This window comes from Streptomyces coeruleorubidus (genome assembly GCF_028885415.1).
In the GTDB taxonomy this organism is placed as follows: Bacteria; Actinomycetota; Actinomycetes; order Streptomycetales; family Streptomycetaceae; genus Streptomyces; species Streptomyces coeruleorubidus_A.
On record NZ_CP118527.1, the window covers coordinates 1,112,376 to 1,138,952 of the forward strand.

25 protein-coding genes are annotated in these 26,577 nt (G+C 70.8%); 4 read left to right on the forward strand and 21 right to left on the reverse strand.

What is annotated here, in order from left to right; genetic code table 11:
• Window positions 1-4: 4 nt before the first annotated feature.
• The 14 genes from PV963_RS05235 to PV963_RS05305 all read right to left on the reverse strand — a co-directional run bounded on the left by PV963_RS05235 (window position 5) and on the right by PV963_RS05305 (window position 14,390).
• Window positions 5-1,108, reverse strand: coding sequence for an ABC transporter ATP-binding protein (locus PV963_RS05235; RefSeq protein ID WP_274814370.1), 1,104 nt, complete (start codon window positions 1,106-1,108; stop codon window positions 5-7).
• Window positions 1,109-1,134: 26 nt separating this feature from the next.
• The gene (locus PV963_RS05240; RefSeq protein WP_274814371.1) at window positions 1,135-2,235 is read right to left on the reverse strand and encodes an ABC transporter ATP-binding protein; all 1,101 of its coding nucleotides are present in this window, start codon (window positions 2,233-2,235) and stop codon (window positions 1,135-1,137) included.
• 26 nt (window positions 2,236-2,261) lie between these two features.
• A complete protein-coding gene (locus PV963_RS05245) occupies window positions 2,262-3,254 on the reverse strand; it encodes an ABC transporter permease (protein WP_274814372.1) in 993 nt (330 codons plus the stop codon).
• Window positions 3,255-3,331: 77 nt separating this feature from the next.
• Entirely contained in the window at window positions 3,332-5,008 is a 1,677-nt protein-coding gene (locus PV963_RS05250) for an ABC transporter substrate-binding protein (protein WP_274814373.1), read from the reverse strand.
• A gap of 77 nt (window positions 5,009-5,085) precedes the next feature.
• Window positions 5,086-6,117: an ABC transporter permease gene (locus PV963_RS05255; protein ID WP_274814374.1), complete on the reverse strand. Its 1,032-nt coding sequence runs from the start codon at window positions 6,115-6,117 to the stop codon at window positions 5,086-5,088.
• A 306-nt stretch (window positions 6,118-6,423) separates the two neighbouring features.
• Window positions 6,424-7,467: an NUDIX hydrolase gene (locus PV963_RS05260; protein ID WP_274814375.1), complete on the reverse strand. Its 1,044-nt coding sequence runs from the start codon at window positions 7,465-7,467 to the stop codon at window positions 6,424-6,426.
• Window positions 7,468-7,611: 144 nt separating this feature from the next.
• Window positions 7,612-7,812: a hypothetical protein gene (locus PV963_RS05265; RefSeq protein WP_274814376.1), complete on the reverse strand. Its 201-nt coding sequence runs from the start codon at window positions 7,810-7,812 to the stop codon at window positions 7,612-7,614.
• A gap of 67 nt (window positions 7,813-7,879) precedes the next feature.
• Complete coding sequence (locus PV963_RS05270) at window positions 7,880-8,116, reverse strand: hypothetical protein (RefSeq protein WP_274814377.1); 237 nt, start codon at window positions 8,114-8,116, stop codon at window positions 7,880-7,882.
• 50 nt (window positions 8,117-8,166) lie between these two features.
• Window positions 8,167-8,442 (reverse strand): hypothetical protein, encoded by a 276-nt coding sequence (locus tag PV963_RS05275; RefSeq protein ID WP_274814378.1) that lies wholly within the window; start codon window positions 8,440-8,442, stop codon window positions 8,167-8,169.
• Window positions 8,443-8,581: 139 nt separating this feature from the next.
• Entirely contained in the window at window positions 8,582-10,975 is a 2,394-nt protein-coding gene (locus PV963_RS05280; RefSeq protein WP_274814379.1) for an excinuclease ABC subunit UvrA, read from the reverse strand.
• A 126-nt stretch (window positions 10,976-11,101) separates the two neighbouring features.
• Window positions 11,102-11,515, reverse strand: coding sequence for a VOC family protein (locus tag PV963_RS05285; RefSeq protein WP_274814380.1), 414 nt, complete (start codon window positions 11,513-11,515; stop codon window positions 11,102-11,104).
• A gap of 10 nt (window positions 11,516-11,525) precedes the next feature.
• The gene (locus PV963_RS05290; protein ID WP_425540874.1) at window positions 11,526-11,999 is read right to left on the reverse strand and encodes a helix-turn-helix transcriptional regulator; all 474 of its coding nucleotides are present in this window, start codon (window positions 11,997-11,999) and stop codon (window positions 11,526-11,528) included.
• Window positions 12,000-12,250: 251 nt separating this feature from the next.
• On the reverse strand, window positions 12,251-13,189 hold the full coding sequence (locus PV963_RS05300) for a sigma-70 family RNA polymerase sigma factor (protein WP_274814382.1): 939 nt from the start codon (window positions 13,187-13,189) through the stop codon (window positions 12,251-12,253).
• Between the two features lie 10 nt (window positions 13,190-13,199).
• Window positions 13,200-14,390, reverse strand: coding sequence for an NAD(P)/FAD-dependent oxidoreductase (locus PV963_RS05305; protein WP_274814383.1), 1,191 nt, complete (start codon window positions 14,388-14,390; stop codon window positions 13,200-13,202).
• Between the two features lie 330 nt (window positions 14,391-14,720).
• Here PV963_RS05305 and PV963_RS05310 point away from each other — a divergent pair, with 330 nt between their 5' ends.
• Complete coding sequence (locus PV963_RS05310; RefSeq protein WP_274814384.1) at window positions 14,721-15,128, forward strand: hypothetical protein; 408 nt, start codon at window positions 14,721-14,723, stop codon at window positions 15,126-15,128.
• Window positions 15,129-15,428: 300 nt separating this feature from the next.
• Here the strand turns inward: PV963_RS05310 and PV963_RS05315 are convergent, their stop codons facing one another.
• Window positions 15,429-15,884, reverse strand: coding sequence for a hypothetical protein (locus tag PV963_RS05315; RefSeq protein WP_274814385.1), 456 nt, complete (start codon window positions 15,882-15,884; stop codon window positions 15,429-15,431).
• A 205-nt stretch (window positions 15,885-16,089) separates the two neighbouring features.
• The gene (locus tag PV963_RS05320) at window positions 16,090-17,043 is read right to left on the reverse strand and encodes an ROK family protein (protein ID WP_274814386.1); all 954 of its coding nucleotides are present in this window, start codon (window positions 17,041-17,043) and stop codon (window positions 16,090-16,092) included.
• 163 nt (window positions 17,044-17,206) lie between these two features.
• Here PV963_RS05320 and PV963_RS05325 point away from each other — a divergent pair, with 163 nt between their 5' ends.
• Together PV963_RS05325 and PV963_RS05330 are read left to right on the forward strand one after the other, a co-directional pair.
• Complete coding sequence (locus PV963_RS05325; protein ID WP_274814387.1) at window positions 17,207-18,271, forward strand: LacI family DNA-binding transcriptional regulator; 1,065 nt, start codon at window positions 17,207-17,209, stop codon at window positions 18,269-18,271.
• A 25-nt stretch (window positions 18,272-18,296) separates the two neighbouring features.
• Window positions 18,297-19,112 carry a hypothetical protein gene (locus PV963_RS05330; protein ID WP_274821944.1) on the forward strand — a complete coding sequence of 272 codons (816 nt, stop codon included), beginning with the start codon at window positions 18,297-18,299 and terminating at the stop codon, window positions 19,110-19,112.
• Here PV963_RS05330 and PV963_RS05335 read toward each other — a convergent pair.
• Both PV963_RS05335 and PV963_RS05340 read right to left on the reverse strand, forming a co-directional pair.
• Window positions 19,058-21,424, reverse strand: a complete 2,367-nt coding sequence (locus PV963_RS05335) for a serine/threonine-protein kinase (protein WP_274814388.1) — start codon at window positions 21,422-21,424, stop codon at window positions 19,058-19,060. The two genes, PV963_RS05330 and PV963_RS05335, sit on opposite strands and share 55 nt — an antisense overlap.
• 146 nt (window positions 21,425-21,570) lie before the next feature.
• Window positions 21,571-22,872, reverse strand: a complete 1,302-nt coding sequence (locus tag PV963_RS05340; RefSeq protein ID WP_274814389.1) for a DUF6986 family protein — start codon at window positions 22,870-22,872, stop codon at window positions 21,571-21,573.
• Between the two features lie 195 nt (window positions 22,873-23,067).
• Between PV963_RS05340 and PV963_RS05345 the strand changes: the two genes are divergently transcribed.
• Window positions 23,068-23,973: an endonuclease/exonuclease/phosphatase family protein gene (locus PV963_RS05345; protein WP_274814390.1), complete on the forward strand. Its 906-nt coding sequence runs from the start codon at window positions 23,068-23,070 to the stop codon at window positions 23,971-23,973.
• A 56-nt stretch (window positions 23,974-24,029) separates the two neighbouring features.
• Here the strand turns inward: PV963_RS05345 and PV963_RS05350 are convergent, their stop codons facing one another.
• The 3 genes from PV963_RS05350 to PV963_RS05360 form a co-directional block, all read right to left on the reverse strand.
• Window positions 24,030-24,992 (reverse strand): electron transfer flavoprotein subunit alpha/FixB family protein, encoded by a 963-nt coding sequence (locus PV963_RS05350; RefSeq protein ID WP_274814391.1) that lies wholly within the window; start codon window positions 24,990-24,992, stop codon window positions 24,030-24,032.
• A gap of 55 nt (window positions 24,993-25,047) precedes the next feature.
• On the reverse strand, window positions 25,048-25,836 hold the full coding sequence (locus PV963_RS05355) for an electron transfer flavoprotein subunit beta/FixA family protein (protein ID WP_274814392.1): 789 nt from the start codon (window positions 25,834-25,836) through the stop codon (window positions 25,048-25,050).
• 218 nt (window positions 25,837-26,054) lie between these two features.
• On the reverse strand, window positions 26,055-26,546 hold the full coding sequence (locus PV963_RS05360; protein WP_274814393.1) for a flavin reductase family protein: 492 nt from the start codon (window positions 26,544-26,546) through the stop codon (window positions 26,055-26,057).
• Window positions 26,547-26,577: the final 31 nt, after the last annotated feature.

The following is a 26,577-nucleotide window of genomic DNA, read 5'->3' on the forward strand; positions in this document are numbered from 1 at the left end:
GTGGTCAGAGGCTGCCCTTCAGCTCCGTGAGCGCCGGGTCGAGGACGATGTCCTCCGCGCGCGCCGCGACCGTCGGTTCCTCGGGGAAGTGGCAGGCGGTGAGGTGGCCCGCGGCGCTGCCTTCGACGCTGACCAGCTGCGGTTCCTCGGTGGCGCACTTGTCCCGGGCTTTCCAGCAGCGGGTGCGGAAGCGGCAGCCGGAGGGCGGGTCGATCGGTGAGGGCACGTCCCCGGCCAGCCGGATGCGCTCGCGCCGCTCGGTGGCGTCCGGGTCGGCCTCGGGGACGGCGGACAACAGCGCGTGCGTGTAGGGGTGCCGTGGCCGGGTGTAGAGCGACTCCCGGTCGGCGACCTCGACGATCTTGCCGAGGTACATGACGGCGACCCGTTCGGAGAAGTGCCGTACGACGGCGAGGTCGTGGGCGATGAAGACGAAGGCGATGCCGAACTCCCGCTGGAGGTCCTGGAGCAGGTTGACGACCTGCGCCTGGATGGAGACGTCCAGCGCGGAGACGGGTTCGTCGGCCACGATCAGCTTCGGCCGCAGGGCGAGGGCCCGGGCGATGCCGATGCGCTGGCGCTGGCCGCCGGAGAACTCGTTCGGGTAGCGGTTGTAGTGCTCGGGGTTGAGACCCACCGTCTCCAGGAGTTCCTGGGCGCGCCGCTTGTGGCCCTGGGGCGGGTTGATGCCGTTGAGCCGCATCGGCGTCTCGATGATGGTGCCGACGGTGTGCCGGGGGTTCAGCGAGGAGTACGGGTCCTGGAAGATCATCTGGAGGTTGCGGCGGGCCTCCTGCATCCGCCCGGGAGGCCGGTGGGTGATGTCCTCGCCGTCGAACACGACGGAGCCGCCAGTGGGTTCGAGCAGCCGGGTGACCAGGCGCCCGGTGGTCGACTTGCCGCAGCCGGACTCGCCGACCAGGCCCAGCGATTCGGCGGGCCCGACCGAGAAGTCGATGCCGTCGACGGCTCGTACGGCCCCGATCTGCCGCTGGAAGACGATGCCCTGCCGGAGGGGGAAGTGCTTCTGCAGACCGCGTACTTCGAGGAGGTTCTCACCGGTGGGGCGGTCGGTGGTCCGCCCGGTGAGGGACTGGGTGGTGCTCACGTCATGCTCCCTTTCGTCCGCCGCCGTCACTGCGCGGCCCGTGCGGTTCCGTCGCCGCGGTCGTCCGGGCCGGCCCCGCCGCGGATCTCCTGCTTGGCCTGGTCGGTGAGATGGCAGGCGGCGAGGTGTCCTCCGGTGTCGGGGACGAGGCGCAGCTCGGGCCGTTCCACGGTGCAACGCCCCTCCGGCACCCAGCCCTTGTAGGCACAGCGCGGGTGGAAGGAGCAGCCGTCCGGCAGGTTGATCAGGCTCGGCGGGGTGCCGGGGATCGGGTTCAGCCGTTCGCCGACGTCGCCGGTGAGGTGCGGCATCGACTGCAACAGGCCCCAGGTGTAGGGGTGCTGGGGCTGCTTGAGGACCTCGCGGGTGGTGCCGTACTCGATCCGGCGGCCGCCGTACATCACCAGGATGTCGTCGGCGACGTCGGAGACCACGCCGAGGTCGTGCGTGATGATGACGACGGCGGAGCCGAACTCCTCCTGGAGGTCGCGGATCAGGTCCAGGATCTGCGCCTGGACGGTGACGTCGAGGGCGGTGGTGGGTTCGTCGGCGATGAGCAGGGCCGGGTCGCAGACCAGCGACATGGCGATCATGGCGCGCTGGCGCATGCCGCCGGAGAACTGGTGCGGATAGTCCCTGACCCGGCGCTCGGGCTGCGGGATGCCGACCCGCTTGAGCATCTCGACCGCGCGGTCCTTGGCCTCCTTCTTGGAGACCTCGTGGTGCACGCGGTAGGCCTCGGCGATCTGGGCGCCGACGGTGAAGAAGGGGTGCAGCGCGGAGAGCGGGTCCTGGAAGATCATGGAGACCGTACGGCCGCGCAGTGCGCGCATGTCGGCCTCGGGCAGGGCGACGAGTTCCTTCCCCTCCAGCCAGATCTCGCCGGAGACCCGGGCGCGGGTGCCCTTGTGCAGTCCGAGCAGGGCGAGCGAGGTCACCGACTTGCCGGAGCCGGACTCGCCGACGATGCCGAGGGTCCGGCCCTTCTCCAGGGTGAAGGAGACGCCGTCGACGGACTTGACGAGGCCGTCCTCGGTCGGGAAGTGCACCCTCAGATCGCGTACGTCGAGGAAGGGTGCGGGGGCGGGCGTGACGTCCGCGGGCTGCGGTGAGGTCTGAACGGACACGGGTGTTCCTAAGGACGAGGAAGGGCTCAGGCGAGGCGCACGCGCGGGTCGACGAGGCCGTACACCAGGTCGACGACCACGTTGGCGAGGACGACGAACGTCGCGGCGAAGAGCGTGGTGCCGAGGATGACGGGCAGGTCGGAGTTCTGGACGGAGTCGACCGCGAGCTTGCCGATGCCGTTGATGCCGAACACCGACTCGGTGATGACCGCGGAGCCGCCGATCAGGGAGCCGACGTCCATGCCGAAGATGGTGATGATCGGGGTGATGGCGGCCCGCAGTCCGTGCTTGAGGACGACGGCGGCGGCCGGCAGGCCCTTGGCGCGGGCGGTGCGCATGTAGTCCTCGGCGAAGACCTCCAGCATGGAGGAGCGGGTGAGCCGGGTGTACATCGCGAGGTAGACGATGACCAGGGTGGTCCAGGGCAGGATCAGGCCGTTGAACCAGGCGGCCGGGTCCTCGGTGATGGAGGTGTAGCCGGAGGTCGGCAGGATCTGGAACTTGTCGACGAAGAGGTACAGCAGGAGCAGACCGATGAAGTAGATCTGCACCGACACGCCGAACAGGGCCAGTCCCACCGCCGCCTTGTCGGCGGCCCTGCCCCTGCGGACGGCGGCCAGGGTGCCGAGGCCGACGCCCAGGACGAGGAAGGCCACCGCGGCACCGAGACCGAGGGAGAGGTCGGCCGGGAAGTCCTGGAGCAGGGTGGTCAGGACGGGGGTGTCGGTCTGGAAGGAGATGCCGAGGCAGGGCGCGCCGCAGTGGATGCGCACGCTCTGGTCGCCGTAGTCACGGCCGACGAACAGCCCCTTGAAGAACTCCCAGAACTGCGTGAGGTGGCTCTGGTCCAGGCCCAGCGCGTGCTTGATCTCCGCGAGGCGGGAGGGCGAGCAGGTCTTTCCGCAGGCCAGGAGTGCGGGGTTGGACGGCAGTGCGAAGAAGATGAAGAAGGTGATCACTGTGATCACCAGCATGATCGCGGCCGCTGCCAGCAGGCGTCTGATGAGGTAACGAAACATGGGGTGCCGGGACCTGACGTGAGTGGGGTACCGCCCGCCGGCGGCCGGAGCCGCCGGCGGGATTCAGGAGGGGTGCGTCAGTGCGTGACGTAGGCGTGCACCAGGCTGGGCTCGCCCATGATCGTGTCGTTGATGACACCACCGACCTTGGAGCCACCCACATCGGTCATGTTCATGTACATCAACGGGACCACGGCGGCTTCCTTCATGATCTGCTCGTCCAGGTCACCGTAGGCGGCGTTGCGCTGGGTGATGCTGGTCATCTTGCCGACCTTGTCGATCTGCGCGTTGATCTTCGGGTCGTTCAGGTAGGACAGGTCCTGGTTGGACTGCGGAAGGTTCTTGATCTGCCGTCCGTCGAAGAGGGTGGGCAGCACGGTGGAGGCGTTCGGCCAGTCCGCGACCCAGTCGCCCCAGGTCAGGTCGTACTGGTTCTTCACGTTGTTGACGATGCTGAAGTAGTTGTTCTTGTCGAGGGGGGAGATGTTCACGGTGATGCCGATCTTCGCGAGCGCGGTCTTCACGGCGTCCGCGAAGTGCTCCTGCGTGGGGATGTTCTCCACCGCCAGCGACATGGTGAGCTTCGGGTTGCCGCCCTGCTTCATCAGGGCCTTGGCCTTGGTGACGTCACCGGCGGGGTTGCTGCCGTAGAGGTTGAAGTCCTTGTGGCCGTTGATGCCCGGGGCCAGCATCGTGGTCGCGTAGTCGCCGTAGACCGCACCGCCGAACGCGCCACGGACGGTGGTCTTGTCGACGGCGTACTCGATCGCCTGGCGGACCTTGATGTTCTTGACCCGACCCGTGTTGATCGCCATGTAGTTGATGCCCGGAGCCGCCATCTTGTAGAAGCGCGACTTCAGCGACGGGTTGTTGGCGAACGACGTCAGGTCGGAACCGGCGAGCGGGGTCTGCGTGATCGCGCTCTGGGCCGTGCCGGCGTCGGACTTGATCTGCTGGTCGATCGCGGACTGGTCCTGCCCGAACTTCGCGTCGATCTCGTCGAGGTTCTGCTGGCGGATCGGGTCGGTCGACTGGCTCCAGTACTTGTTCTTGACGAAGACCAGTTCCTTGTTCTTGTTGTACGACTTGATCATGTAGGGCCCGTCGGACCAGACGTGCAAGTCGTACGTGGCGCCCGTGTCGTGGGCCTTGGGCACCGCCGACCATCCGGTCATCGTCGTCGTCTCGTTGAAGTCGGCGACCGGCTGGTTGAGCTGGAAGACGATCGTGTACTTGTCCGGCGTCCGGATCGAGTCCAGCTGCTTTCCCTTGTAGGGGCCCTTGTACGAGGAGCCGCCGACCAGCCACTGACTGGCGTACGGCGGACCGCCGTTGATGTCCGGGGAGAAGGTGCGCTCGACGCCGTACTTGACGTCCTGTGCGGTGACCTCCGTGCCGTCCTGCCACTTGACGCCGTGGCGCAGGTGGAAGGTCCACTGTGTGGCGCCCTTGGCGGGCGTTCCCGTGTCGGTGGCCAGGTCGCCGACCAGCTTGGGCTTGGCCCCCGTCTCGTCCCATCCGGTGAGGGTGCGGACGAGCTCGTAGTCCATGCTCGAACCCTCGGTGGTGTACGTCCGCTGAGGGTCGATGTGGTTGTAGTCCGCGTCGTTGAGGATCGTCAGCGTGCCGCCCTTCGACGGGGAACCGCTGGCGCTGTTGCCGGAGGACCCTCCGCATGCGGTGGCTCCGAGGGCGATCACGACAGCGGTTGCCGTGAGAGCGACCGTGCGCGATCTGCGCGTGCTGCGCGTCATTGAGGAAACTCCGTTTCTTGCTACGGGCTCGGCGGTCGTTCGTGGGACCGCCGGGCCGACACTCGGGGGGTGGCTTGTCAGCCGCGCCGGGCGCGGGGATCCAGGGCGTCCCGGACGCCGTCCCCGAGGAGGTTGAGCGCCAGGACCAGCAGGAAGAGCAGGACGCCGGGTACGAAGAGGTACATCGGGTCCTGGAGGAAGAACTGGGAGGCGTCGGACAGCAGGGCTCCCCAGTCGGGGTTGGGCGGGATGACGCCGACGCCCAGGTACGACAGGGCCGCCTCGGTGGTGATGTTCTGCGGGACGGCGAGAGCGAAGGAGATCAGGATCGGCGCCCACAGGTTGGGCAGCAGCTGCCGGAAGAGGATGTGCCGCCGGCCGGCGCTCATCAGCCGCGCGGCGTCGACGAACTCCCGCTCGCGCAGGGACAGCACCTGTCCGCGCACCAGACGGGCGGTGTACGCCCAGGCGAAGACGGCGATGTTGAGGACCAGGACGAGCAGCCGGAGGTTCTCGTCGGTGCCGCCGTGGGTGTTGGTCTGCAGCGCGTTCTGGATCACCGGGGTGAGCGCGATGATGAACAGCAGTTGCGGGAACGCCAGCATCACGTCCATGACCCGGGACAGCAGGGAGTCGACCCAGCCGCCGAAGTAGCCGGCCGCGAGCCCCGCCACGACACCGACCGCGGTGGACAGCGCGGCCGAGGCGAAGCCCACGTAGAGGGAGGTGCGCAGGCCGTAGACGATGCGGGCGAACAGGTCGTAGCCGGTGCCCGGTTCGACGCCGAGGAGGTGCTGGGCGCTGATGCCGCCCAGCGATCCGTAGGGGAAGTTGCCCGTGTCGGGGTTGATCGCCTTGTTGTCGGGGGTGATCGGCCCCCAGCTGGTCAGCGCGGTGAGGACCGGCGCGAGCAGCGCGATCGCGATGAACAGGAGGGTGGCCGCCAGGGCGGCCGTGGTGACCTTGTCCCGCCGGATCCGCTTCCAGGCCATGCGGGCCGGTGAGCGGCCGGCGACGACCGTGCCGCCGGGTCTGGAGTCCTGCGTCGGCGGCTCGGTCAGCAGCGCGGTGCCGCCGCCGGCGTCGGCCGGCTGGTGTTGCGTGGTCATCGTACGGACATCCCGGATCTGCCCCTGAGGCAAGGAAATTGAGTGGCGGTCGCAATCACCGCCGTGAGACTCTGCGGACTTTCGCAATGCCGTGCGAGTCCGGTCAAGCCGAGCAGGGGCCGGAAAAGGGATTGTTTGCGGTCATGGAAAAGTGTTGACGAGAGTGGGGAATGCGATTACCCGCCGCGTGAAGGAGTGCGGGAGATTCCTTGGGCAGTGATTGGCGATGGGGCCGTGGACGTTTCCTTTTGCTTTTCCCTCGGAATCGCCCGCGCCGGGTAAAGAGCAGGAACGGACAGCTCGGCGTCAGCCGACCGGCACCCCGGCTTCCAGATAGAACGCCGCTCCGCGTTCGCGTGCCCGCAGTGCCCAGCGCAGCCGCTCGTAGCGCACCGGGGGCAGCAGGTCGGCGGCCTCCTCCTCGGTGACGAACCGCCAGTCGCGCAGCTCCGGCCCGGGCAGCAGCAGCCGTCCGGCCTCCGTGGAGTCGAGGGTGCCGCCGTCGAAGAGGAGCCGCAGTCCGCCGAACCCGGGGGGCGAGGGGCGCTCCCAGTCGACGACGAGCAGGCTCGGCACCTCGTCGAGGTGGATGCCGGTCTCCTCGGCGACCTCTCGCACACCGGCGCGTGCGGGCGCCTCACCGGGTTCGACGACCCCGCCGGGGAACTCCCAGCCGGCCTTGTAGGTGGGGTCGACGAGCAGCACCCGGTCCTGCTCGTCGAAGAGGAGCACACCGGCGGCGAGTGTCTCGGCGGTGGGCTCGGGCGTCTGCACGATGTCGCAGACGGGCACGGAGCCGCTGCTGACGGCCTCGGCGATCCGGGCGGCGGTCTCGTAGGGCGTGAGGTCGCTGGTGTCGACCGGGTGGGCGTCGGCGGTGAGCCAGGAGGCGAGGGCGGCCCGGTAGGGCTCGATGTGCTCGAAGGACCACTGGCGTATTCGTATCTCGCCGTCGGGCAGGTCCCGCGGGACCTCGCGGCCCGCTATCCGCTCCCGCAGTATCGTTTCGGCCGGAGCGAGCAGGATGTGACTGACCGGAATCCTGCGGGCGGCCAGGCCGCCGAAGATCTCGTCGCGGTACTCCTGGCGCAGCAGCGTCATGGGGACCACCAGGGTCCCGCCGAGCTCGGCGAGCATCGCGGCCGCCGTGTCGATCACGAGCCGTCGCCAGATCGGCAGGTCCTGGAAGTCGCCGACCTCGGCGAGGTGTTTGGGCGGCAGCAGATACCGGAGCGCTCCGCCGATGACCTCGGGGTCGAAGAGCGTGCTGTTCGGGATCAGTTCGATCAGTTCCTGTGCGGTGGTGGTCTTCCCCGCACCGAACGCGCCGTTGATCCAGACGACGGTCACAGGTCCCCCTCTTCTGTTGGCCCCCTGAGGCTTGCCCGCTCCACCCTGCCACGGAAACCAGCCGCAGTTGAGGGCGCATGACGACGGCGCCGGCGCCCCCTTGTTCGGGAGCGCCGGCGCCGTGGGCCGGTGACGGGCGGACCGTCAGCCCTTCTCCTTCTTCTGCGCGCCGTCCTCCCTGTCCAGGGACAGGCTGTCCTCGGCGACGGTGTCGGGGAGGGTGCGGAGGGTCTCGTCCACGCTGAGGGAGCCGAGGCCGTCTCCGAGGGCGTGCGACGGGGTGACCGCCGCGACGACGAATCCGGTGGCGAGGGAGGCGATGGCGAGCATGCTGCGCTTCTTCATGCCCGACTCAACTGCCGGACCCGTCGCGGGGTCACGCACCCGGACCCGACCGGGCGAAGCACGGGCTTCACACCAGGTCGTCGTCCGGGTCGGTGCCCCAGGCGCCGGGGCCGCCGCCGCGCCATTCGATCAGGCCGGACGCCGCCACGTAGGCCTCGTCCGCGTCCTCGATCCCCGCCCGCCGCAGGAACTCGGCGACGTCCAGCAGCCCGTACGCGATCCCGAGGAACCGGTCGTCCACGCGCACCCGCCGGCCACCGTCCGTGGCGGGCGGGTAGACCACGACGGGTTTCACGGACGCCATGGCACCAGGGTGCGCGGGAACGGCGCCGGACGCTCGCCGGAGTAGGCCGTTCAGCTCGCCTTCTGGGTCTGCCGGAATTCGTGGACGTCGGCGGTGAGGGTGCCGTCGTGCTGCTCGTAGTGGGACAGGGCGAGGCCCAGACCGAAGAAGGTGGGTGCCCATTCGCCGACGAAGATGCCCCAGCGGTCGGCACGGGCGAGGCCGGTGCCCGGTTCCATCTTCATGGAGCCCATCCAGGCGACGACGCTGAGGCCGACGGACGCCATGGCGGCCATGTAGGCGTGTTCGCTGCGAACGCCCTTCTCGTGCATCTTCTTGATGATCATCAGCGGCTCCGTTCTGTGGGGGGTGCTCAGGAGACGGAGTGCCCTCGGAGCGTGCCGTTATTCGACCGTTTTGCGGCTTATCTACAGATTGGCCTGAGGTCCCCTGGAGCGGCCGCGAGGCCGTTCCAGGGGACCCGCGTCAGACGCCGACGTAGGCCGCGAGGTGCTCCCCGGTCAGGGTGGAGCGGGCCGCGACGAGGTCGGCCGGTGTGCCCTCGAAGACGATCCGGCCGCCGTCGTGGCCGGCGCCGGGACCGAGGTCGATGATCCAGTCGGCGTGAGCCATGACGGCCTGGTGGTGCTCGATGACGACGACCGACTTGCCGGCGTCGACGAGCCGGTCGAGCAGGCCGAGCAGCTGCTCCACGTCCGCGAGGTGGAGGCCGGTGGTCGGCTCGTCGAGGATGTATACGCCGCCCTTGTCCGCCATGTGCGTGGCCAGCTTGAGGCGCTGCCGCTCGCCACCGGAGAGCGTGGTGAGCGGCTGGCCGAGGGTGAGGTAGCCGAGCCCGACGTCGGCGAGCCGCTCCAGGATCTTGTGCGCGGCCGGGGTACGGGCCTCGCCGTCGCCGAAGAACTCCTCCGCCTCGGCCACCGACATCGCGAGCACCTCGCTGATGTCACGGCCGCCGAGGTGGTACTCCAGCACCGAGGCCTGGAACCGCTTGCCCTCGCAGTCCTCGCAGGGGGTGTCGACGCCGGCCATCATGCCGAGGTCGAGGTAGATGACGCCGACGCCGTTGCAGGTGGGGCAGGCGCCCTCGGAGTTGGCGCTGAACAGGGCCGGCTTCACGCCGTTGACCTTCGCGAAGGCCTTGCGGATCGGGTCGAGCAGCCCGGTGTACGTCGCGGGGTTGCTGCGCCGCGAGCCCTTGATCGGGCTCTGGTCCACCGAGACGACCCCCGCGTCGGCCGGGAGCGACCCGTGCAGCAGGGAGCTCTTGCCGGAGCCGGCGACACCGGTGACGACGGTGAGCACCCCGAGCGGGATGTCGACGTCGACGTGTCGGAGGTTGTTCGCCGTCGCGCCCCGGATCTCCAGCGCGCCGGTGGCCTTGCGGACCGTCTCCTTGAGGGTGGCCCGGTCGTCGAGATGACGGCCGGTGACGGTGTCCGCGGCCCGCAGCCCCTCGACCGTGCCCTCGAAGCAGACGGTGCCGCCCGCCGTGCCGGCGCCGGGACCGAGGTCGACGACGTGGTCGGCGATCGCGATCGCCTCCGGCTTGTGCTCCACGACGAGCACCGTGTTGCCCTTGTCCCGCAGCCGCAGCAGCAGGTCGTTCATCCGCTGGATGTCATGCGGGTGCAGGCCGATGGTCGGCTCGTCGAAGACGTAGGTGACGTCCGTGAGCGAGGAGCCGAGGTGGCGGATCATCTTCACGCGCTGCGCCTCGCCGCCCGACAGCGTGCCCGCCGGCCGGTCGAGCGAGAGATAGCCCAGGCCGATCTCCACGAACGAGTCGAGCGTCCCCTGCAACGCGCTGAGCAGCGGCGCCACGGACGGCTCCGAGAGCTTCCGGACCCACTCGGCCAGGTCCCTGATCTCCATCGCGCAGGCGTCGGCGATGCTGATGCCGTCGACCTTCGAGGACCTGGCGCCCTCGCTCAGCCGGGTGCCGTCGCACTCGGGACAGACGGTGAAGGTGACCGCCCGCTCCACGAACGCCCGGATGTGCGGCTGCATCGCCTCCTTGTCCTTGGACAGGAACGACTTCTGGATCTTGGGGATCAGTCCCTCGTAGGTGAGGTTGATGCCGTTGACCTTGATCTTGACCGGTTCCCCGTAGAGGAAGGCGTGCATCTCCTTCAGGGTGTACTCGCGGATCGGCTTGTCCGGGTCGACGAAGCCCGACTGGGCGTAGAGCTGCACGGTCCACTGGCTGTCCGACTTCCAGCCGGGGATGGTGAACGCGCCCTCGGACAGCGACTTGGAGTCGTCGTAGAGCTGGGTGAGGTCGATGTCGGAGACCTTGCCGCGGCCCTCGCAGCGGTTGCACATGCCGCCGGTGCGCTCGTAGGTCGCCTTCTGGGCCTTGGTCTTGGCGCCGCGCTCGACGGTGATGGCGCCGCTCGCCCGGACGGAGGCGGTGTTGAAGGAGTACGCGCTGGGCGGGCCGATGTGCGGCTTGCCGAGCCGGCTGAAGAGGATGCGCAGCATCGCGTTGGCGTCGGTGGCGGTGCCGACCGTGGAGCGGGGGTCGCCGCCCATCCGCTGCTGGTCCACGGCGATGGCGGTCGTCAGGCCGTCGAGCACGTCGACGTCGGGCCGGGCCCGGTTCGGCATGAAGCCCTGCAGGAAGGCGCTGTAGGTCTCGTTGATCAGCCGCTGCGACTCCGCGGCGATGGTGTCGAACACGAGCGAGCTCTTGCCCGAGCCGGAAACGCCCGTGAACACCGTCAGCCGGCGCTTGGGGATCTCGATGCTGACGTCCTTGAGGTTGTTCTCGCGCGCGCCGTGCACGCGGATCACATCGTGGCTGTCGGCAACGTGCGGCCCGGACGACTGTCTGTCCGTCCTCGTGGCCATGCTCATCGGTCTCCATCTGTCGGGCGGGGCTGCCGCGGTCGGACGATCTTGCTTCCCCCCGTCGGCCCGGAGGTCCGGCGCGGGGGGATCTGCTGTTGCGTGTGGATCTGCAGGCCGGCCGCTACCACGCCGTCACGGCTTCCGCTGCTGGATGCGGACCATGTTGCCCGCGGGGTCGCGGAAGGCGCAGTCGCGAACGCCGTACGGCTGGTCCACGGGCTCCTGGACCACCTCGGCGTCGCGCGCCTGCACCCGCTCGAAGGTGGCGTCGACGTCGGGGGTGGCCAGGACGATGCCGGCGTAGGTGCCCTTGGCCATCATCTCGGCGATGGTCCTGCGCTCGTCCTCGGTGACGCCGGGGTCGGCGGCCGGCGGATGCAGCACGATGTTCGTGCCGGGCTGGCCGACGGGGCCGACCGTGATCCAGCGCATCCCCTCGTATCCCACGTCGCCCCGGACTTCGAAGCCGAGGGTGTCGCGGTAGAACGCCAGGGCGGCGTCCGGGTCGTCGTGCGGAAGGAAGCTGGCGTGAATGGTGAGGTCCATGGCCATCACGCTAGTTTCGGCCCGGGGTGGGCGCTTCTCGATTCCTGATCGGTCTGGTCACCTGCTTCGCCACGCACGACGGAATTCCCGCGGTGGCGAGCACCGCCTGGCGCCGGTAGGCGCTCGGCGGCATGCCGACCAGTTCGGTGAAGCGGGTGCTGAAGGTGCCCAGCGACGAGCAGCCGACCTCGAAACACACCTCGGTGACGCTGAGGTCCCCACGGCGCAGCAACGCCATGGCACGCTCGATGCGGCGCGTCATGAGGTAGCTGTACGGCGACTCGCCGTAGGCGAGCTTGAACTCGCGGCTGAGATGCCCGGCCGACATGTGCACACCCCGGGCCAGCGCCTCGACGTCCAGAGGCCGCGCGTACTCCCGGTCGATCCGGTCCTTGACCCGGCGCAGCAGGGCGAGGTCGCGCAGGCGCTGCGCCGGGGCGGGTCTGCTGCTCACAGGCGCGATCGTGCCACATCGCACGGACATTCGGGCGCTTTCCGAGAGGAAACCCGGTATCCCGGACCGGCCGGCTGGTGCGTGGTGTCATAGGCATGCCGGTCCGGGAAAAGCGAGAGGCGGCGGGGAAGCGTTCGGTGGGCTTCTCCAGGAGCCGGGCGGAGGCGGCGCGCTGCGGCGGCCGCGGCTCGGTCCGGCCGGCCTCCCAGTTCCCGACCGCCTCACGGCGCGTGTCGAGCCTTCGCGACCTGGGCCTGGCTCAGCCCGGCAGCCGGCTCAGGTCACCATGCGTCGATGACCGGCGCTTCGGGATCGCGCTGCCGCCAGACCTCATTGAGACGCGCGAGCCGGTGTGCGGCGGCGATGCCGCGCAGGGACGCGACCTTGCCGTCGCTGACTTCGAACGCCACGGCGCCCACGACCCGGCCGTCGACCACGGCGAGGACGGCCGGGGAGCCGTTGACCAGCGCGATATGCATCGCGGGCGAGCCGCCGGCCAGCCGCCGCTTCGCCGGCGTGGGCTTGAAGCCGGCCCGCACGTAGGAGGCGACGCGCTCGCGCGTCTTGTACCGCAACAGACGCCTGGCCAGTCCGGCGCCGTCCGAGACCGCGGTCACGTCGGCGGTGAGCATGGCCACCAGCCGTTCGGTGCGTCCCGACGTGGCGGCGGCGAGGAACTCCTCGACGATCCGGCGCGCGGACGCGGGGTTCACCTCGCCGCCGCCACGGCGCTCGGCGGCGACCCGGCGTCGGGCGCGGTGGACATGCTGCTGGCTCGCGGACTCGGTGATGTCGAGGATCCGGGCGATCTCGGCATGGGGGTAGGAGAAGGCCTCGCGCAGGACGTAAGCGGCCCTCTCGACCGGTGAGAGGCGCTCCATGAGGGTCAGGACGGCCAAGGACACCGATTCGCGCTGCTCGAAGGTATCGGCAGGGCCGAGCATCGGGTCCCCGTCGAGGAGCGGCTCGGGCAGCCAGTCTCCGACAGCGCGTTCATGGAGCGCCTGCGCCGAGCGGAGCCGGTCGAGACAGAGATTGGTGACGACCTTGGTCAACCACGCCTCCGGCACCTCGATACGTTCCCGGTCCGCGGCCTGCCAGCGCAGGAACGTGTCCTGCACGGCGTCCTCGGCGTCGGCGGCCGAGCCGAGCAGACGGTACGCGAGCGAGGCCAGCCGGCCCCGGCCGGCCTCGAACCGATCGACGGCTGCGCTGTCCATGCGGAGCAGCCTATGCCGCGACCCTCACGCCGGCCGGGCCAGGCGCGGTGGCCAGGCGGCGTTTGCGCTTCGGCATGCCGAAGGTCGGGTGGGCGATGCCCCACCCGGCCCCCTTGAGCACGCCCGACTTGAGCCGCGCGGCGGTCCGCCCGCCCAGGTACCAGGACTTCGACCGGGCGTGTGCGTCCACCATCTGGAAGATCGCGTCCCGCCGCCCGAGGCTGATGTGGTTGCCGTGGTACTTCAGCCCGGTGGTCGGGACCTTGCCGCCCGTCAGGCGCGCGATGATCGCGGAGGTCGCCTGCATGTTGGTGTAGCCGGCCGAGGCGCAGGACATCGGCAGCGGCCGGCCGTTCTCGCCGATCGCGTAGGCGCAGTCACCGGCGGCGTAGACGTCCGGGTGCGAGACCGAGCGCATGGTGCGGTCGACGACGATCTGGCCGGTCTCGGCGACCTCCAGGCCGCTGGCGGCCGCGATGGGGTGCACGGCGAACCCGGCCGACCACACGGTCACGACCGCCGGGATGGACCTGCCGTCGGCGGCGATCGCCCGTGTCGGCTCGACGGCTTCGATGCCGGTGTACTCGTGGACGGTGATGCCGAGCCGGTCGAAGGCCTGGCGCAGGTGACGACGGGCCTTCGGGGAGAGCCAGGCGCCCAGCTCGCCGCGGGCGGCGAGCGCGACCGAGAGGTCGGGCCGGGACTCGGCGAACTCGGTGGCGGTCTCGATGCCGGTCAGCCCCTCACCGACGACCAGCACCGTGCCGCCCCCGCCCAGGCCGGCCAGGCGCTCGCGCAGACGCAGCGCCGAGGACCGGCCGGTCACATCGAAGGCGTACTCGGCCACGCCCGGGACGTCATGGTGGGCCACGGAGCTGCCGAGCGCGTAGAGAAGCGTGTCGTACGCGAGCTCGCCGTCACCGTCCTCGCCGGTCACGGCGACGGTCCTGCGCTCGGGGTCGACGCCGGTGACGCGCCCCAGACGCAGCCGCACCCCGGTGCCCGCGAATATGTCGGCGAGCTTGCGGAACGCGAGGTCCTGGCCGATCGCGAGCTGGTGGAGCCGCATCCGCTCGACGAAGTCGGGCACGGCGTTGACGACGGTGATCTCGGTGTCGGCGGAGGAGAGCCGACGGGCCAGGTTTCCGGCGGCGAAGGCCCCGGCGTATCCGGCGCCGAGTACGACGATGCGGTGCTTCATGGCGTTGCTCCTGTCTCGTTCGCGTGCCCCTTGGACGAGACGGCGCCCCGATTGCTGACAGGAGCTGGGTGTGACGCGGGTCACTGAACCAAGACGAGCGGCCGAGCCTCCTCCGGCACAGCTGCTGCACGCTTGCCGGCGTCGCCCTGTCTCGGGTGCGCCACGGGTTGTTCGGGGTGCTGGAGCAGGTTCCCGAACAACCAGGCGGCCGCTGGAATCGGTTCGGCGGGACACACCCGGCCGACTCGGATCCGAGCGCACGAGCGCCTGGGCTCCGGCGGCGCAGGAACTCCCCGCCGTACCGTTTCCGACCGACCGAAGGGCTATGACGTGAACTGCAACCGTATGGGCCATCCGGCAGCCGCCACCCCGGTGACCAGCGCCGGTGTGCGCCGGCGGGCCGTGACGACCGCCATGACGCTGACCATGGCGGGCACACTCGGGTTCGGCCTGATGACGCCCGTGGCGTCGGCCGCCAACGGGCCCTGCTACGACGGGCGATGCAAGACCACCGTGTCGGCGCCCAAGACCATCAAGGTCGACAGCCGCAAGTTCGGGTTCGGGAAGCTCAAGATCACGAGCATCAGCTCCCGATCCGTGAAGATGTCGGCCGCCGACGGGAGCCTCAGCGGCAGCACCAGCCCGGGCGGCACGGTCAAGTTCAACAACCTGAAGATCTGGGTGAAATCGGTCTCCGGCAAAAAGGCCAGGCTCCAGCTGTTCCCCACGCGGTACTGAGCCGGTCATGGAACCCCGGCGCGTCCGCCTCGCGCCGGGGTTCGCCAGCCCCGGACGGCAGGCGTGCACCCTGCGGATCCCTCACCCGTTGGGACGAGTCCGTACGACCAGGCCCGACTCAACGCGAACATCCGCCCGGGTGGCTGAGCAGAGGTCGGCTCATTCACGCCGTAGGACTCGGCGTGGAAGGCGACGGCCTGGGCTTGATCAGGCAACTGCGGCGACACGCAGGGCCCCGTGTCCGGCCACCGGTCCCGCGCACGGCTGGACGGGGCCGGCCTCCCGCCGACTCTGCCATGGTCAGGTGTAGTACGTGTCGAACGTTCCGATCCACCACGCGGCGAGCGGCAGGAGGCACACCTGCACGCCGGCCGTGATCCAGCACCGGCCGAGGACCGCGATCCCGAAGGTCCACCACGCCGTGGTGTGCAGCGCACTCACCACTCCGGCCTGGTATCCCCGCCCGGTGAGGTCCATCATGCCGGGATAGCCCATCCAGTCCTCGGTGAAGACGCCGTCCGCCCCGAACACGATGGCCGCAGACACGAGCCACAGGTCGGCCAGAACGGCCGTCACGGCGAGCGCCACGTCGAAGCGCAGGAACGCGGGCGCCGGCACCAGCAGCCGCGCCACGGGGTGTCCATGGCGCCGCAGCCAGTCCTCCGGCCAGATGCGGACGAGCGTGACGACGGCGTACACCAGCGCGCCGAGCGCCGCCGCCCATCCGCCCATGAAGGCGAGCCCGAAGAACAACATCCCGACACCCACGCCGGGCCAGATGCCGCCCGCGTCGGAGTGGTTCCTTCCGCATCACGAACGTGCCGACTCAGGAACATGCCAGCTCAGGAACATGCCGGCTCAGGAACATGCCGGCTCAGGAACGTGCCGAGCTCAGCAACGTGCCGGACTCAGGGACGCGCCGGGCGTAGGAAGCATCCCGACTGAACGTTCCTGCTCGGTCTCACACTCCCGCCGCGGCCGTGTCCGTCCGCTTCGCCAGCGCTGCCGCCGCCGCACCCACCAGCCCGGCGTCGGTGCCCATCTGGGCCGGGGCCACCGTCAGGTGCCGGACGAAGGACAGCGTCGCGTAGCTGCTCAGGGCCTTGCGCAGGGGCGTGAACAGGAGGTCGCCCGCCTTGCCCACTCCCCCGCCGATCACGGCGATGTCGATCTCCACGAGGGTCGCGGTCGCGGCGATCCCGGCGGCCAGGGCCTGGGCGGCCCGTTCGAAGGAGGCGACGGCGACCGGGTCACCGGCCCGGGCGGCGGCGGCCACCGCGGCGGCTGACGTGTCGCCGTCGGGGCCGGGCCGCCAGCCGTTCTCCAGGGCCCGCCGGGCGATGTTGGGGCCGCTCGCGATGCGCTCCACGCAGCCGTGCGAGCCGCACGGGCACAGATCGCCGTCGAGGTCCACGCTGATGTGACCGATGTGGCCGGCGTTGCCCGTGGGCCCGGCGTGCAGCCGGCCGCCGAGCACCAGGCCGCCGCCGACGCCCGTGGAGACGACCATGCACAGCGCGTTGTCGTAGCCGCGGGCGGCGCCCTGCCAGTGTTCGGCCGCCGTGATCGCCACACCGTCGCCGATCAGCTCGACGGGCAGGTCCCCGGCCACGGCCCGGACGCGCCCGACGAGCGGGTAGTCGCGCCAGCCGGGCACGTTCACCGGGCTGACGGTGCCCGCCGTCCTGTCCACCGGACCGGCGCTGCCGATCCCCACGGCCGTGGCCCGCTCCCAGAGCGGCGACCCGGTGAGTTCGCCGAGCACCTCCTCCACGGCCCGCATCACGGTGTCGCCGTCCTCCCGGGCGGGCGTCGGCCGCTGGGCGCGGACCAGGATCCGTCCCTGGCCGTCCACCAGAGCGCCGGCGATCTTGGTGCCGCCGATGTCGAGCGCGGCCACGAGGTCGGTGTGCATCAGTGTCGGATCTCCCCGTTGACAGTGAAAAAGGACTGGCCGGCCAGCGGTGGGGCACGGTCCGGAGATTGCGGTGGACAGTCTCCCCCGAGCCTGACAACGTTGTCCAGGCCCTATGCTCGACGCCACATCCTCATACAAACCCAGGACCGACGCACCCGTCGTGGACGACAGGACAGGACACCGCACCGTGCCCCAGACCAACCTCCGATCCGCCACGCGCTACGGCTCCCGGCCGACCATGAAGGACGTCGCGGCCCGTGCCGGGGTCGGACTCAAGACGGTCTCTCGCGTCGTGAACGGGGAGCCGGGCGTGACCCCGGAGACGGAGCGGCGTGTCCAGGAGGCGATCGACGCGCTCGGTTTCCGCCGCAACGACAGCGCGCGGGTGCTGCGCAAGGGCCGCACGGCGAGCATCGGTCTGGTCCTGGAGGACCTCGCGGACCCGTTCTACGGGCCGCTGAGCCGGTCGGTCGAGGAGGTGGCGCGTGCGCACGGCGCCCTGCTCATCAACGGCTCCAGCGCGGAGGACCCGGACCGTGAGCAGGAGCTGGTGCTGGCCCTGTGCGCGCGGCGGGTGGACGGGCTGGTGGTGATCCCGGCCGGTGACGACCACCGGTATCTGGAGCCCGAGCTCAAGGCGGGTGTCGCCACGGTGTTCGTGGACCGGCCGGCCGGGCACATCGACGCCGACGTGGTGCTGTCGGACAACTTCGGCGGTGCCCGGGACGGCGTCGCCCACCTCATCGCGCACGGGCACCGCCGGATCGGCTTCATCGGCGACATGCCCCGCATCCACACGGCCGCCGAGCGGCTGCGCGGCTACCGGGCCGCGATGGAGGACGCGGGCATACCGGTGGCGGACTCCTGGATGTCCCTCGGTGTCACCGACCCCGAGCGGGTGCGCAGGGCTGCCGAGGAGATGCTGTCCGGCCGGGACCCGGTCACCGCGATCTTCGCGGCCAACAACCGGGTCACGGTCACCGTGATCCGCGTGCTCGCCGAGCAGACCCGCCGGGTCGCCCTGGTCGGCTTCGACGACATCGAGCTCGCCGACCTGCTCCAGCCGGGCGTCACGGTCGTCGCCCAGGACGCGGCGGCCATCGGCCGCACCGCGGCGGAACGTCTCTTCCGGCAGCTGGACGGCACCCTGGTCACCCCAGAACGCATCGAGCTGCCGACCCGGCTGATCACCCGCGGCTCGGGCGAGCTGCCCCCGGCGGACTGAGCGGCCCATGGAACATACGGAGCACATGGAGCACCTCACCGATCGCACGCTGCGAGCCCTCGGCCTGGCCGATGCCCCGCGCGAGCACCCCCTGCTCTACCCGGGCGCGTGGCCCGCCGACTCCGGGCTCCTCGACGGGGACCGCTTCCTGCCGCTGGACCGGCTCGTGCACGAGGATCGCACGCCGGTTCTCGCCATCGGCTCCAACGCCTGCCCCGGGCAACTGCGGCACAAGATGGAGGAGTTCGGGATCATGTCGCCGATCCCGATGGTCAAGGCCCGCGTGACGGGCGTCGACGCCGGTGTGTCGGCACATGTGAGCCGCATGGGGTACGTGTCGGCCTCGCCGGTCAGCGCCCCCGACGCCGTACGGGAGCTGTTCGTCATCTGGCTCGACGCCGAGCAGCTCGCCGTGATCGACGCGAGCGAGGGCGTGCCGGTGCCGGCGGGCAACTACGACCGTGCCTGGCTGCCCTCGCCCGACGTCCGCATCGACCTCGCGGACGGCACCCGCCTGCCCGGCGCGTACGCGTACGTCAACCGGCACGGCGTCCTGCACGACGGCACGGGCGAGCCGCGCACCCACCCGGGCCAGCGGGAGCTGCTCACCGAGCTGCTCGTCGACCTGCCGCGCTTGCGGGAGCTGTTCGGCGTCGTGCCCGAGGAGTTCTCCGCACGGGCCCGCTCCGACCGGCGGCTGTGCGAGCGGGGCACGCGGCTGTTCGTCGAGGAGAAGCTGGTGACGGCCTCGGGGCTGGAGCGGTACGCGGTGGTGTCGCTGCGCGCTCAGCAGACCGGGAGCCCGGGGACGGGCGCGTCGTTGTCGCCGCCCTTGATGTAGACGTCGCTGACCCAGACGTTCGTGTTGCCGCTGTCGTCGTCGGTCCTGGCCCACCAGACGTTGGTCCACTGGCCGTCGGTCTCTCGCCGGCCCAGGTTCTGCTGGCAGTAGAAGTAGTTGGTGCCCGCGTTGAGGACGCCGACCTCGGTGCCGGAGGCGGTGTACGACTTGGCGGTCTTCCAGACCTGGCAGTTGTACTTGCCGCCGCCGATGGCGTGGCAGACGGGTGCCTCGGTGGTCGTTCCGCCGCCGCCTGTCGTACCGCCGTCGCCGGATCCGCCGCCGGTGCCGCCGCCTCCGGAGGTGCCGCCCGACGTCCCCCCGGTCGTGTCGCCGGTGGTGCCGCCGGAGGACTTGGCGGGGGCCGAGGTCGTCGCCCGGCCGGTGGGCTCCGGCTTCTTCTCGTCCCCGGGCTTCTTCGACGGGGCCTTGCCCTTCTCGTCGCCCTGTCCCTCGGGCCTGGGGGCGTTCGAACCGTCGTCGCTACGACCGGACTCGGCCGCGGAGGCCCCGGCATCGGCTCGGGCGGCGTCGGTCCGCGCGCCCGTGCCCTTGCCGTCGGAGTCGGCCAGCAGGGCGACCGTGGTACCGGCCGCCGCCAGGACGACGGTGACGGCCGCAGCGGCGAGCAGGACGCGGGTCTTACGGCGAGGCGTGGCCGGGGAGTTCATCGGACCTGTGGGAGCGGAGGCGCCGGGGGCGGTGCCGCCCGGGCCGGCCGGCCCGAAGCCCTGGGGGCCGGGTCCTGGGGCGAGCGGGCCCGGGGCTGAGGCATGCGGGCCGGCCCCCGAGCCGTGCGGGCCGGGCCCTGAGCCCTGCGGACCGGGCGCTGAGCCGTGCAGGCCAGGCCCTGAAGCCTGCGGGCTGGCCCCCGAGCCATCCGAGCCGAGCGCCGAGCCATGCGAGCCGGACCCTGAACCCTGCGGACCGTGTCCTGAGCCATGCGAGTCGGGCACTGCACCGTGCAGCCCTGCCCCCGAGCCGTGCAGGCCGGGCCCTGAGTCATGCTGAGCGGACCCTGAGCCATGGGAGCCGGGCACTGCGCCATGCGGGTCGGGTACTGCCCCGTGGGGACCGTGTGCCGAGCCATGCTGACCGGACCCTGAGCCCTGCGAGCCGTGGCCCGAGCCATGCGGACCGGACCCCGAGCCGTCCGAGCCGGGCACTGAGCCCTGCGGACCTGGTCCTGCTTGCGCCGGCTGGCCCGAACCCGATCCCGCCTGTCCTGGTGCGCCGAAGGCCGTCGCCCCTGGAGTGCCGGTGGTTCCGAAGGCGGCAGCCGTGCCGGAGTCCGGGGTGGCCGGGTCCTCGTGGGGTCCGGCGGCGCCCGGCCGCAGGTGCTGCGGTGGGCCGAATCCCGGCGGTACCGACGGGACGCTGCGCTCCGTCTCCGGGCGCGTGGGGGAGGCCGGGGCCGCAGTGCCTCGGAGTGAGGACGTCGGCGTGTCCGTGCCGCCCGTGTCCGCCACCGTCTGGAGCATCTCGCGGGCCCGGTCGGCCTCCGGGCGGCCCTCGGGGCGCTTGTCCAACAGCTGCTTGAGGACGGGGGCGAGAGGACCGGCGCGCCGGGGCTCGGGCAGCGGCTCGGTGACGATCGCGGTGAGCGTCGAGAACGTGGACGTACGGCGGAACGGGGAGGAGCCCTCGACGGCCGCGTACAGCGTGGCGCCCAGGGCCCAGATGTCGGAGGCGGGGCCCGGGTCGGCGCCCTGGGCCCGCTCGGGGGCCAGGTAGTCGAGGGAGCCGACGAGTTCGCCGCTGCGGGTGAGGTGTGTGGCCGAGCCGTCGCCCGGGTCTTCCATGGTGGCGATGCCGAAGTCGGTGAGGACGACCCGGCCCGAGCGGTCGAGCAGGATGTTGCCGGGCTTCACGTCACGGTGCAGGACGCCCACGCGGTGGGCGGCGGCCAGCGCGTCCATGACCTTGGCGCCGATCCCGGCCGCCTCGCGCGCGTCCAGCGGGCCGCGGTCGCGCAGTACGTCGTCCAGGGACGGCCCGTCGACCAGCTCCATGACGATGAGCGGGCGGCCGTCGACCTCGGCGATGTCGTGCACGGCGATGACGCCGGTGTGGCGCACCCGGGCCGCCGCACGCGCCTCGCGCTGCATCCGCACTTGCAGACCGGCCAGTTCGGGACCGGCCGCGTCGGTGTAGGTTCGCAGTTCCTTGACGGCCACCTCGCGGCCGAGAACTTCGTCGACGGCCTTCCAGACGACGCCCATGCCGCCGCGCCCCAACTGGCCCGTGACGCGATAACGGCCTGCCAGCAGCCGACCGGCCCCGTCCGCCTGCCCGTACTCCCCCGTTGACACCGCTGCCCCGTTCCTCTGACCCCACCGGATTCACCGACACGTCTGTGCGTGGCGTACAGACTACGGGGCGGCGGTGACAGCGACAGCCGGTGGTGACGGCTGTGACAGTGCCGGTACGGGGCAGCAGAACCCTCGCGGAGAAGCCGTCAGGCGGACGCCGTCAGGTTCCCCCGCCGGGGTACCGCGAAGCTCTCCAGGTCGGCGCGGGTCAGGCCGGTCAGCCGGGCGACCTCCCCGATGTCCAGGGCGCCGCAGTCCAGGCCGCGCAGCAGGTAGCCGCTGAGGGCCTTGGCGGTGGCGGGTTCGTCCATGACGTCGCCGCCGGTGCGGGCCGCGTAGCGGGTGAGACGGGCGGCGGCCTGCTCCAAGCCCTCGCGGTAGAAGGCGAAGACGGCCGCGTAGCGGGTGGGGATGTGGCCGGGGTGCATGTCCCAGCCCTGGTAGTAGGCGCGGGCCAGGGCGCGGCGGGTGAGGCCGTAGTGCAGGCGCCAGGCGGCGTGCACCTTCTCGGTCGGGCCGATGGGCAGGACGTTGGTGGAGCCGTCCGAGACGCGGACGCCGGTGCCGGCCGCGGCGACCTGCATGACGGCCTTGGCGTGGTCGGCGGCCGGGTGGTCGCTGGCCTGGTGGGCGGCGGAGACGCCGAGGCAGGCGCTGTAGTCGAAGGTGCCGTAGTGCAGGCCGGTGGCGCGGCCCTCGGCGGCCTGGATCATGCGGGCGACGGTGGCGGTGCCGTCGGCGGCGAGGATGGACTGGCTGGTCTCGATCTGGATCTCGAAGCCGATCCGGCCGGGCTCCAGCCCGTGCGTCTTCTCGAAGGCGTCCAGCAGTCGCGCCATGGCTGTGACCTGCTCGGCGTAGGTCACCTTCGGCAGGGTGAGCACCAGCCCGCCCGGCAGGCCGCCGGCCTCCATCAGGCCGGTGAGGAAGATGTCGAGGGTGCGGATGCCCCGGGCCCGTACGGGCGCCTCCATGCACTTCATGCGGATGCCCATGTAGGGGGCGGCGGTGCCGTCCTCGTACGCCTCGGCGATCAGCCGGGCGGCGCGGGCGGCGGCCTCGTCCTCCTCGGCGTCGGGGCGGTTGCCGTAGCCGTCCTCGAAGTCGACGCGCAGGTCCTCGATCGGCTCGCGCTCCAGCTTGGCGCGCACGCGCGCGTGGACGGGCTCGGCGAGTTCGTCGGCCAGGCCGAGGACGGCGGCGAAGGAGGCGGCGTCCGGGGCGTGTTCGTCGAGGGCGGCCAGGGCCCGGTCGCCCCAGGAGCGGACGGTGTCGGCGGCGAAGGCGTCGCCGGGGACGTAGACGGTGTGGACGGGCTGACGGGTGCCGGGGTCTCCGGGGTAGCGGCGCTCCAGCTCGGCGTCGACCGGCGCGAGGGAGGCGCTGATCTCCTCGCTGACGGCGCCCGCGAGGCTCGTCGCCACCTTCTCCTGCTGGCCCTGACCCATTCCGAGACCCTCCTGTTTTTCCGCTTTACGGAATCAACAATCCGTAGAGCGAAGTTATCGGCCGACCTTCGGCCTGGTCAACACCGTCTTGAAGTGGGGTTCCCCATCCTTCACCCTTGGTCACTGCCGACCCACCCTCTTCTTCCGTATTCAGAAGGCAAGCTTCATCCTGACGTGCAAGGGGAGGGAGATCACGTGCCGAACGAGGTCGGAGTGACGCGCCGCCACGGGCTCAAGGCGGCGGCCGCCGCCGCCATCGCAGGACCGCTGCTCACCAGCGCGGGCCCCACACAGCCCGCTTCCGCCGGCGAGCACCCGGGCGCCCTGAACGTCATGACGTTCAACGTGCGCTTCGCGACCGTCGTCGACGAGACACCGCGCTGGGCCGTGCGCCGACCGGTGATGCGAGAACTGCTGCGCCGCGAGCGACCGCACGTCATCGGCACCCAGGAAGGGCTCTACCAGCAGCTGCGCATGATCGAGACAGATCTCGGCGGGCACTACGACTGGATCGGCACCGGACGTGGGGGCGGCAGCAAGGACGAGTTCATGGCGATCTTCTACGACACGCGCAGACTCGACCCGATCGAGTTCGATCACTTCTGGCTGTCCGACACCCCGAACACGATCGCCTCGAACACCTGGGGCGCAGACTGGCTGCGCATGGTGACCTGGGTCCGTTTCGCCGATCTCGGCGACGGGGGACGGGAGTTCTACGTCCTCAACACCCACCTGGACAGCGTCAGCCAGTACGCCCGGGAACGCTCGGCGGGGCTCATCGGCGAGACGATCGCCGGGTGGGACCGGTCGTTACCGGTCATCGTCACCGGCGACTTCAACGCGGACGCCCACGACAACCGGGTGCACGACCTGATGCTGGACATCGGACTGGTGGACGCCTGGGACGCGGCGGCCTCGCGGAGTCCGGCGTACGGGACGCACCACGGCTACCGGGGGCTCAGGCCCGGCGGGCGGCGCATCGACTGGATCCTCACCACGCCCGGGGTGACCACGCACTGGGCCGGGATGAACACCTTCTCCGTGGACGGGACGTACCCGAGCGACCACCTGCCGGTGCAGGCCTCGATGACCCTGGGATGAGAAGAGGCCCCCGTGACCGGCGAGGGTCACGGGGGCCTGCTGCGGCCGAGAGGCGATCAGCCCTTGCGGGTCTTGATCTCCTCGGTCAGGGCCGGGACGACGTCGAACAGGTCGCCGACGACGCCGTAGTCGACGAGGTCGAAGATCGGAGCCTCGGCGTCCTTGTTGATCGCCACGATCGTCTTCGAGGTCTGCATACCGGCACGGTGCTGGATCGCGCCGGAGATGCCCGAGGCGATGTACAGCTGCGGGGAAACGCTCTTGCCGGTCTGGCCGACCTGGTTGGTGTGCGGGTACCAGCCGGCGTCCACCGCGGCACGCGAGGCGCCCACGGCCGCGCCGAGCGAGTCGGCGAGGGCCTCGATGATCGCGAAGTTCTCCGCGCCGTTGACGCCACGGCCACCGGAGACCACGATCGCGGCCTCGGTCAGCTCCGGACGGCCCGTCGACTCACGCGGCGTGCGACCGGTGATCTTCGTGCCGGTGGCCTGGGCGGAGAAGGTCACGGACAGGGCCTCGACCGCACCGGCGGCCGGGGCGGGCTCCACGGCGGCGCTGTTCGGCTTGACCGTGATGACCGGCGTGCCCTTGGAGACACGGGACTTGGTGGTGAAGGACGCGGCGAACACCGACTGCGTGGCCACCGGGCCCTCGTCGCCGGCCTCGAGGTCGACGGCGTCGGTGATGATGCCGGACCCCAGACGCAGCGCCAGACGGGCGGCGATCTCCTTGCCCTCGGCGGAGGACGGGACCAGGACCGCGGCCGGGGACACTTCGGCAACCGCGGCCTGGAGGGCGTCCACCTTCGGTACGACCAAGTAGTCGGCGTACTCGGACGCCTCGTGCGTGAGCACCTTCACCGCGCCGTGCTCGGCGAGCGCGGCGGCGGTGTCGGCGGCGCCGTTGCCCAGCGCGACGGCGACCGGCTCGCCGATGCGGCGGGCCAGGGTCAGCAGCTCCAGGGTGGGCTTGCGGACGGCACCGTCCACGTGGTCGACGTAGACGAGAACTTCAGCCATGGGACTTCTTCTCTCCTGCTTGCGAAAGATGAGGGGCGGTCAGCGAATGCGGGGCTCAGATGAACTTCTGGCCCGCGAGGAACTCAGCGAGCTGCTTGCCGCCCTCGCCCTCGTCCTTGACGATCGTGCCCGCGGTGCGGGCCGGGCGCTCGGCCACGTTCTCGACCGTGGTGTAGGCGCCCTCCAGGCCGACCTCCTCGGCCTCGATGTCGAGGTCGGACAGGTCCCAGGACTCCACCGGCTTCTTCTTGGCCGCCATGATGCCCTTGAAGGACGGGTAACGCGCCTCGCCCGACTGGTCGGTGACCGACACGACCGCCGGCAGGGACGCCTCAAGGTTCTCGGAAGCGGCGTCGCCGTCCCGGCGGCCCTTGACCGTGCCGTCCTCGACCGATACCTCGGAGAGCAGGGTCACCTGCGGCACGCCCAGACGCTCGGCGAGCAGCGCGGGGACGACGCCCATGGTGCCGTCGGTGGAAGCCATGCCGGAGATCACCAGGTCGTAGCCGGCCTTCTCGATGGCCTTGGCCAGGACCAGGGAGGTGCCGATGGCGTCGGTGCCGTGGATGTCGTCGTCCTCGACGTGGATCGCCTTGTCGGCGCCCATGGACAGCGCCTTGCGCAGGGCGTCCTTGGCGTCCTCGGGGCCCACCGTCAGGACGGTGATCTCCACGTCGTCGTCGGAGTTCTCGGAGATCTGCAGCGCCTGCTCGACCGCGTACTCGTCGAGCTCGGAGAGCAGACCGTCCACGTCGTCCCGGTCGACGGTCAGGTCATCGGCGAAGTGCCGGTCGCCAGTGGCGTCGGGCACGTACTTCACAGTGACAACGATCCTCAAGCTCACGCCGGCTCTCCTACTGCATCGTCATTTCATGCTGCCTACTCGCAGGCAGCATAGGCGCCTCAAGCGGCCGATCCCGGTCGGGGCGACCCACGCTCCGAGCGAAATATTACTCGTCAGTACATCCAGTTCGTTCCCGCTAAGCAAGCGCTTTGAACTGTGACCTTCGCAACGCAGCGTAACCGGAACTCGACGGTCCCGCAGCCCGGGGGACATGCGGATCAGTCGCGCAGGCGGTTGAAACGTCCCTGGTGGTAGAGGAGCGGCCGGCCGGTGCCCGTGGCGTCGCCGTGCATCACCTCCGCGATCACGATCCGGTGGTCGCCGGCGGGCACGCGCGTCACGACCCGGCCCACCAGCCAGGCCGGCACACCGTCGAGCACGGGGACCCCCTCGGGCCCCTCCCGCCAGGCGGTGGGCGGCGCGAAGCGGTCGGCTCCGCTGCGGGCGAAGGTGGCGGCCAGCTGCTGCTGATGCTCGCCGAGGATGTGGACGCCGACGTGGTCGGCCGCCGCGATCGCGGGCCAGCTCGAGGAGCCGGTGCCGACGCCGAAGGACAGCAGGGGCGGCTCGGCGGAGACGGAGGCGAGGGAGGTGGCGGTGAAGCCCACCGGACCGGTGTCGCCACGGGCGGTGATCACGGCGACCCCTGCCGCGTGCCGCCGGAAGACCGAGCGCAGGAGGTCGGGCGTGGCGAGAAGGTCCGCAGGCATGAGGTCAGGCTGACGATAAATGGTTGCCGCA

What these genes read in the sequence shown, in the direction of transcription:
- PV963_RS05245 (WP_274814372.1), bottom strand. Translation starts at nt 3,254, where the DNA reads ATGTTTCGTTACCTCATCAGACGCCTGCTGGCAGCGGCCGCGATCATG.
- PV963_RS05250 (WP_274814373.1), bottom strand. Translation starts at nt 5,008, where the DNA reads ATGACGCGCAGCACGCGCAGATCGCGCACGGTCGCTCTCACGGCAACC.
- PV963_RS05255 (WP_274814374.1), bottom strand. Translation starts at nt 6,117, where the DNA reads ATGACCACGCAACACCAGCCGGCCGACGCCGGCGGCGGCACCGCGCTG.
- PV963_RS05265 (WP_274814376.1), bottom strand. Translation starts at nt 7,812, where the DNA reads ATGAAGAAGCGCAGCATGCTCGCCATCGCCTCCCTCGCCACCGGATTC.
- PV963_RS05270 (WP_274814377.1), bottom strand. Translation starts at nt 8,116, where the DNA reads ATGGCGTCCGTGAAACCCGTCGTGGTCTACCCGCCCGCCACGGACGGT.
- PV963_RS05275 (WP_274814378.1), bottom strand. Translation starts at nt 8,442, where the DNA reads ATGATCATCAAGAAGATGCACGAGAAGGGCGTTCGCAGCGAACACGCC.
- PV963_RS05280 (WP_274814379.1), bottom strand. Translation starts at nt 10,975, where the DNA reads ATGAGCATGGCCACGAGGACGGACAGACAGTCGTCCGGGCCGCACGTT.
- PV963_RS05285 (WP_274814380.1), bottom strand. Translation starts at nt 11,515, where the DNA reads ATGGACCTCACCATTCACGCCAGCTTCCTTCCGCACGACGACCCGGAC.
- PV963_RS05290 (WP_425540874.1), bottom strand. Translation starts at nt 11,999, where the DNA reads ATGTCCGTGCGATGTGGCACGATCGCGCCTGTGAGCAGCAGACCCGCC.
- PV963_RS05300 (WP_274814382.1), bottom strand. Translation starts at nt 13,189, where the DNA reads ATGGACAGCGCAGCCGTCGATCGGTTCGAGGCCGGCCGGGGCCGGCTG.
- PV963_RS05305 (WP_274814383.1), bottom strand. Translation starts at nt 14,390, where the DNA reads ATGAAGCACCGCATCGTCGTACTCGGCGCCGGATACGCCGGGGCCTTC.
- PV963_RS05315 (WP_274814385.1), bottom strand. Translation starts at nt 15,884, where the DNA reads ATGTTGTTCTTCGGGCTCGCCTTCATGGGCGGATGGGCGGCGGCGCTC.
- PV963_RS05320 (WP_274814386.1), bottom strand. Translation starts at nt 17,043, where the DNA reads ATGCACACCGACCTCGTGGCCGCGCTCGACATCGGCGGCACCAAGATC.
- PV963_RS05330 (WP_274821944.1), top strand. Translation starts at nt 18,297, where the DNA reads ATGGAGCACCTCACCGATCGCACGCTGCGAGCCCTCGGCCTGGCCGAT.
- PV963_RS05340 (WP_274814389.1), bottom strand. Translation starts at nt 22,872, where the DNA reads ATGGGTCAGGGCCAGCAGGAGAAGGTGGCGACGAGCCTCGCGGGCGCC.
- PV963_RS05350 (WP_274814391.1), bottom strand. Translation starts at nt 24,992, where the DNA reads ATGGCTGAAGTTCTCGTCTACGTCGACCACGTGGACGGTGCCGTCCGC.
- PV963_RS05360 (WP_274814393.1), bottom strand. Translation starts at nt 26,546, where the DNA reads ATGCCTGCGGACCTTCTCGCCACGCCCGACCTCCTGCGCTCGGTCTTC.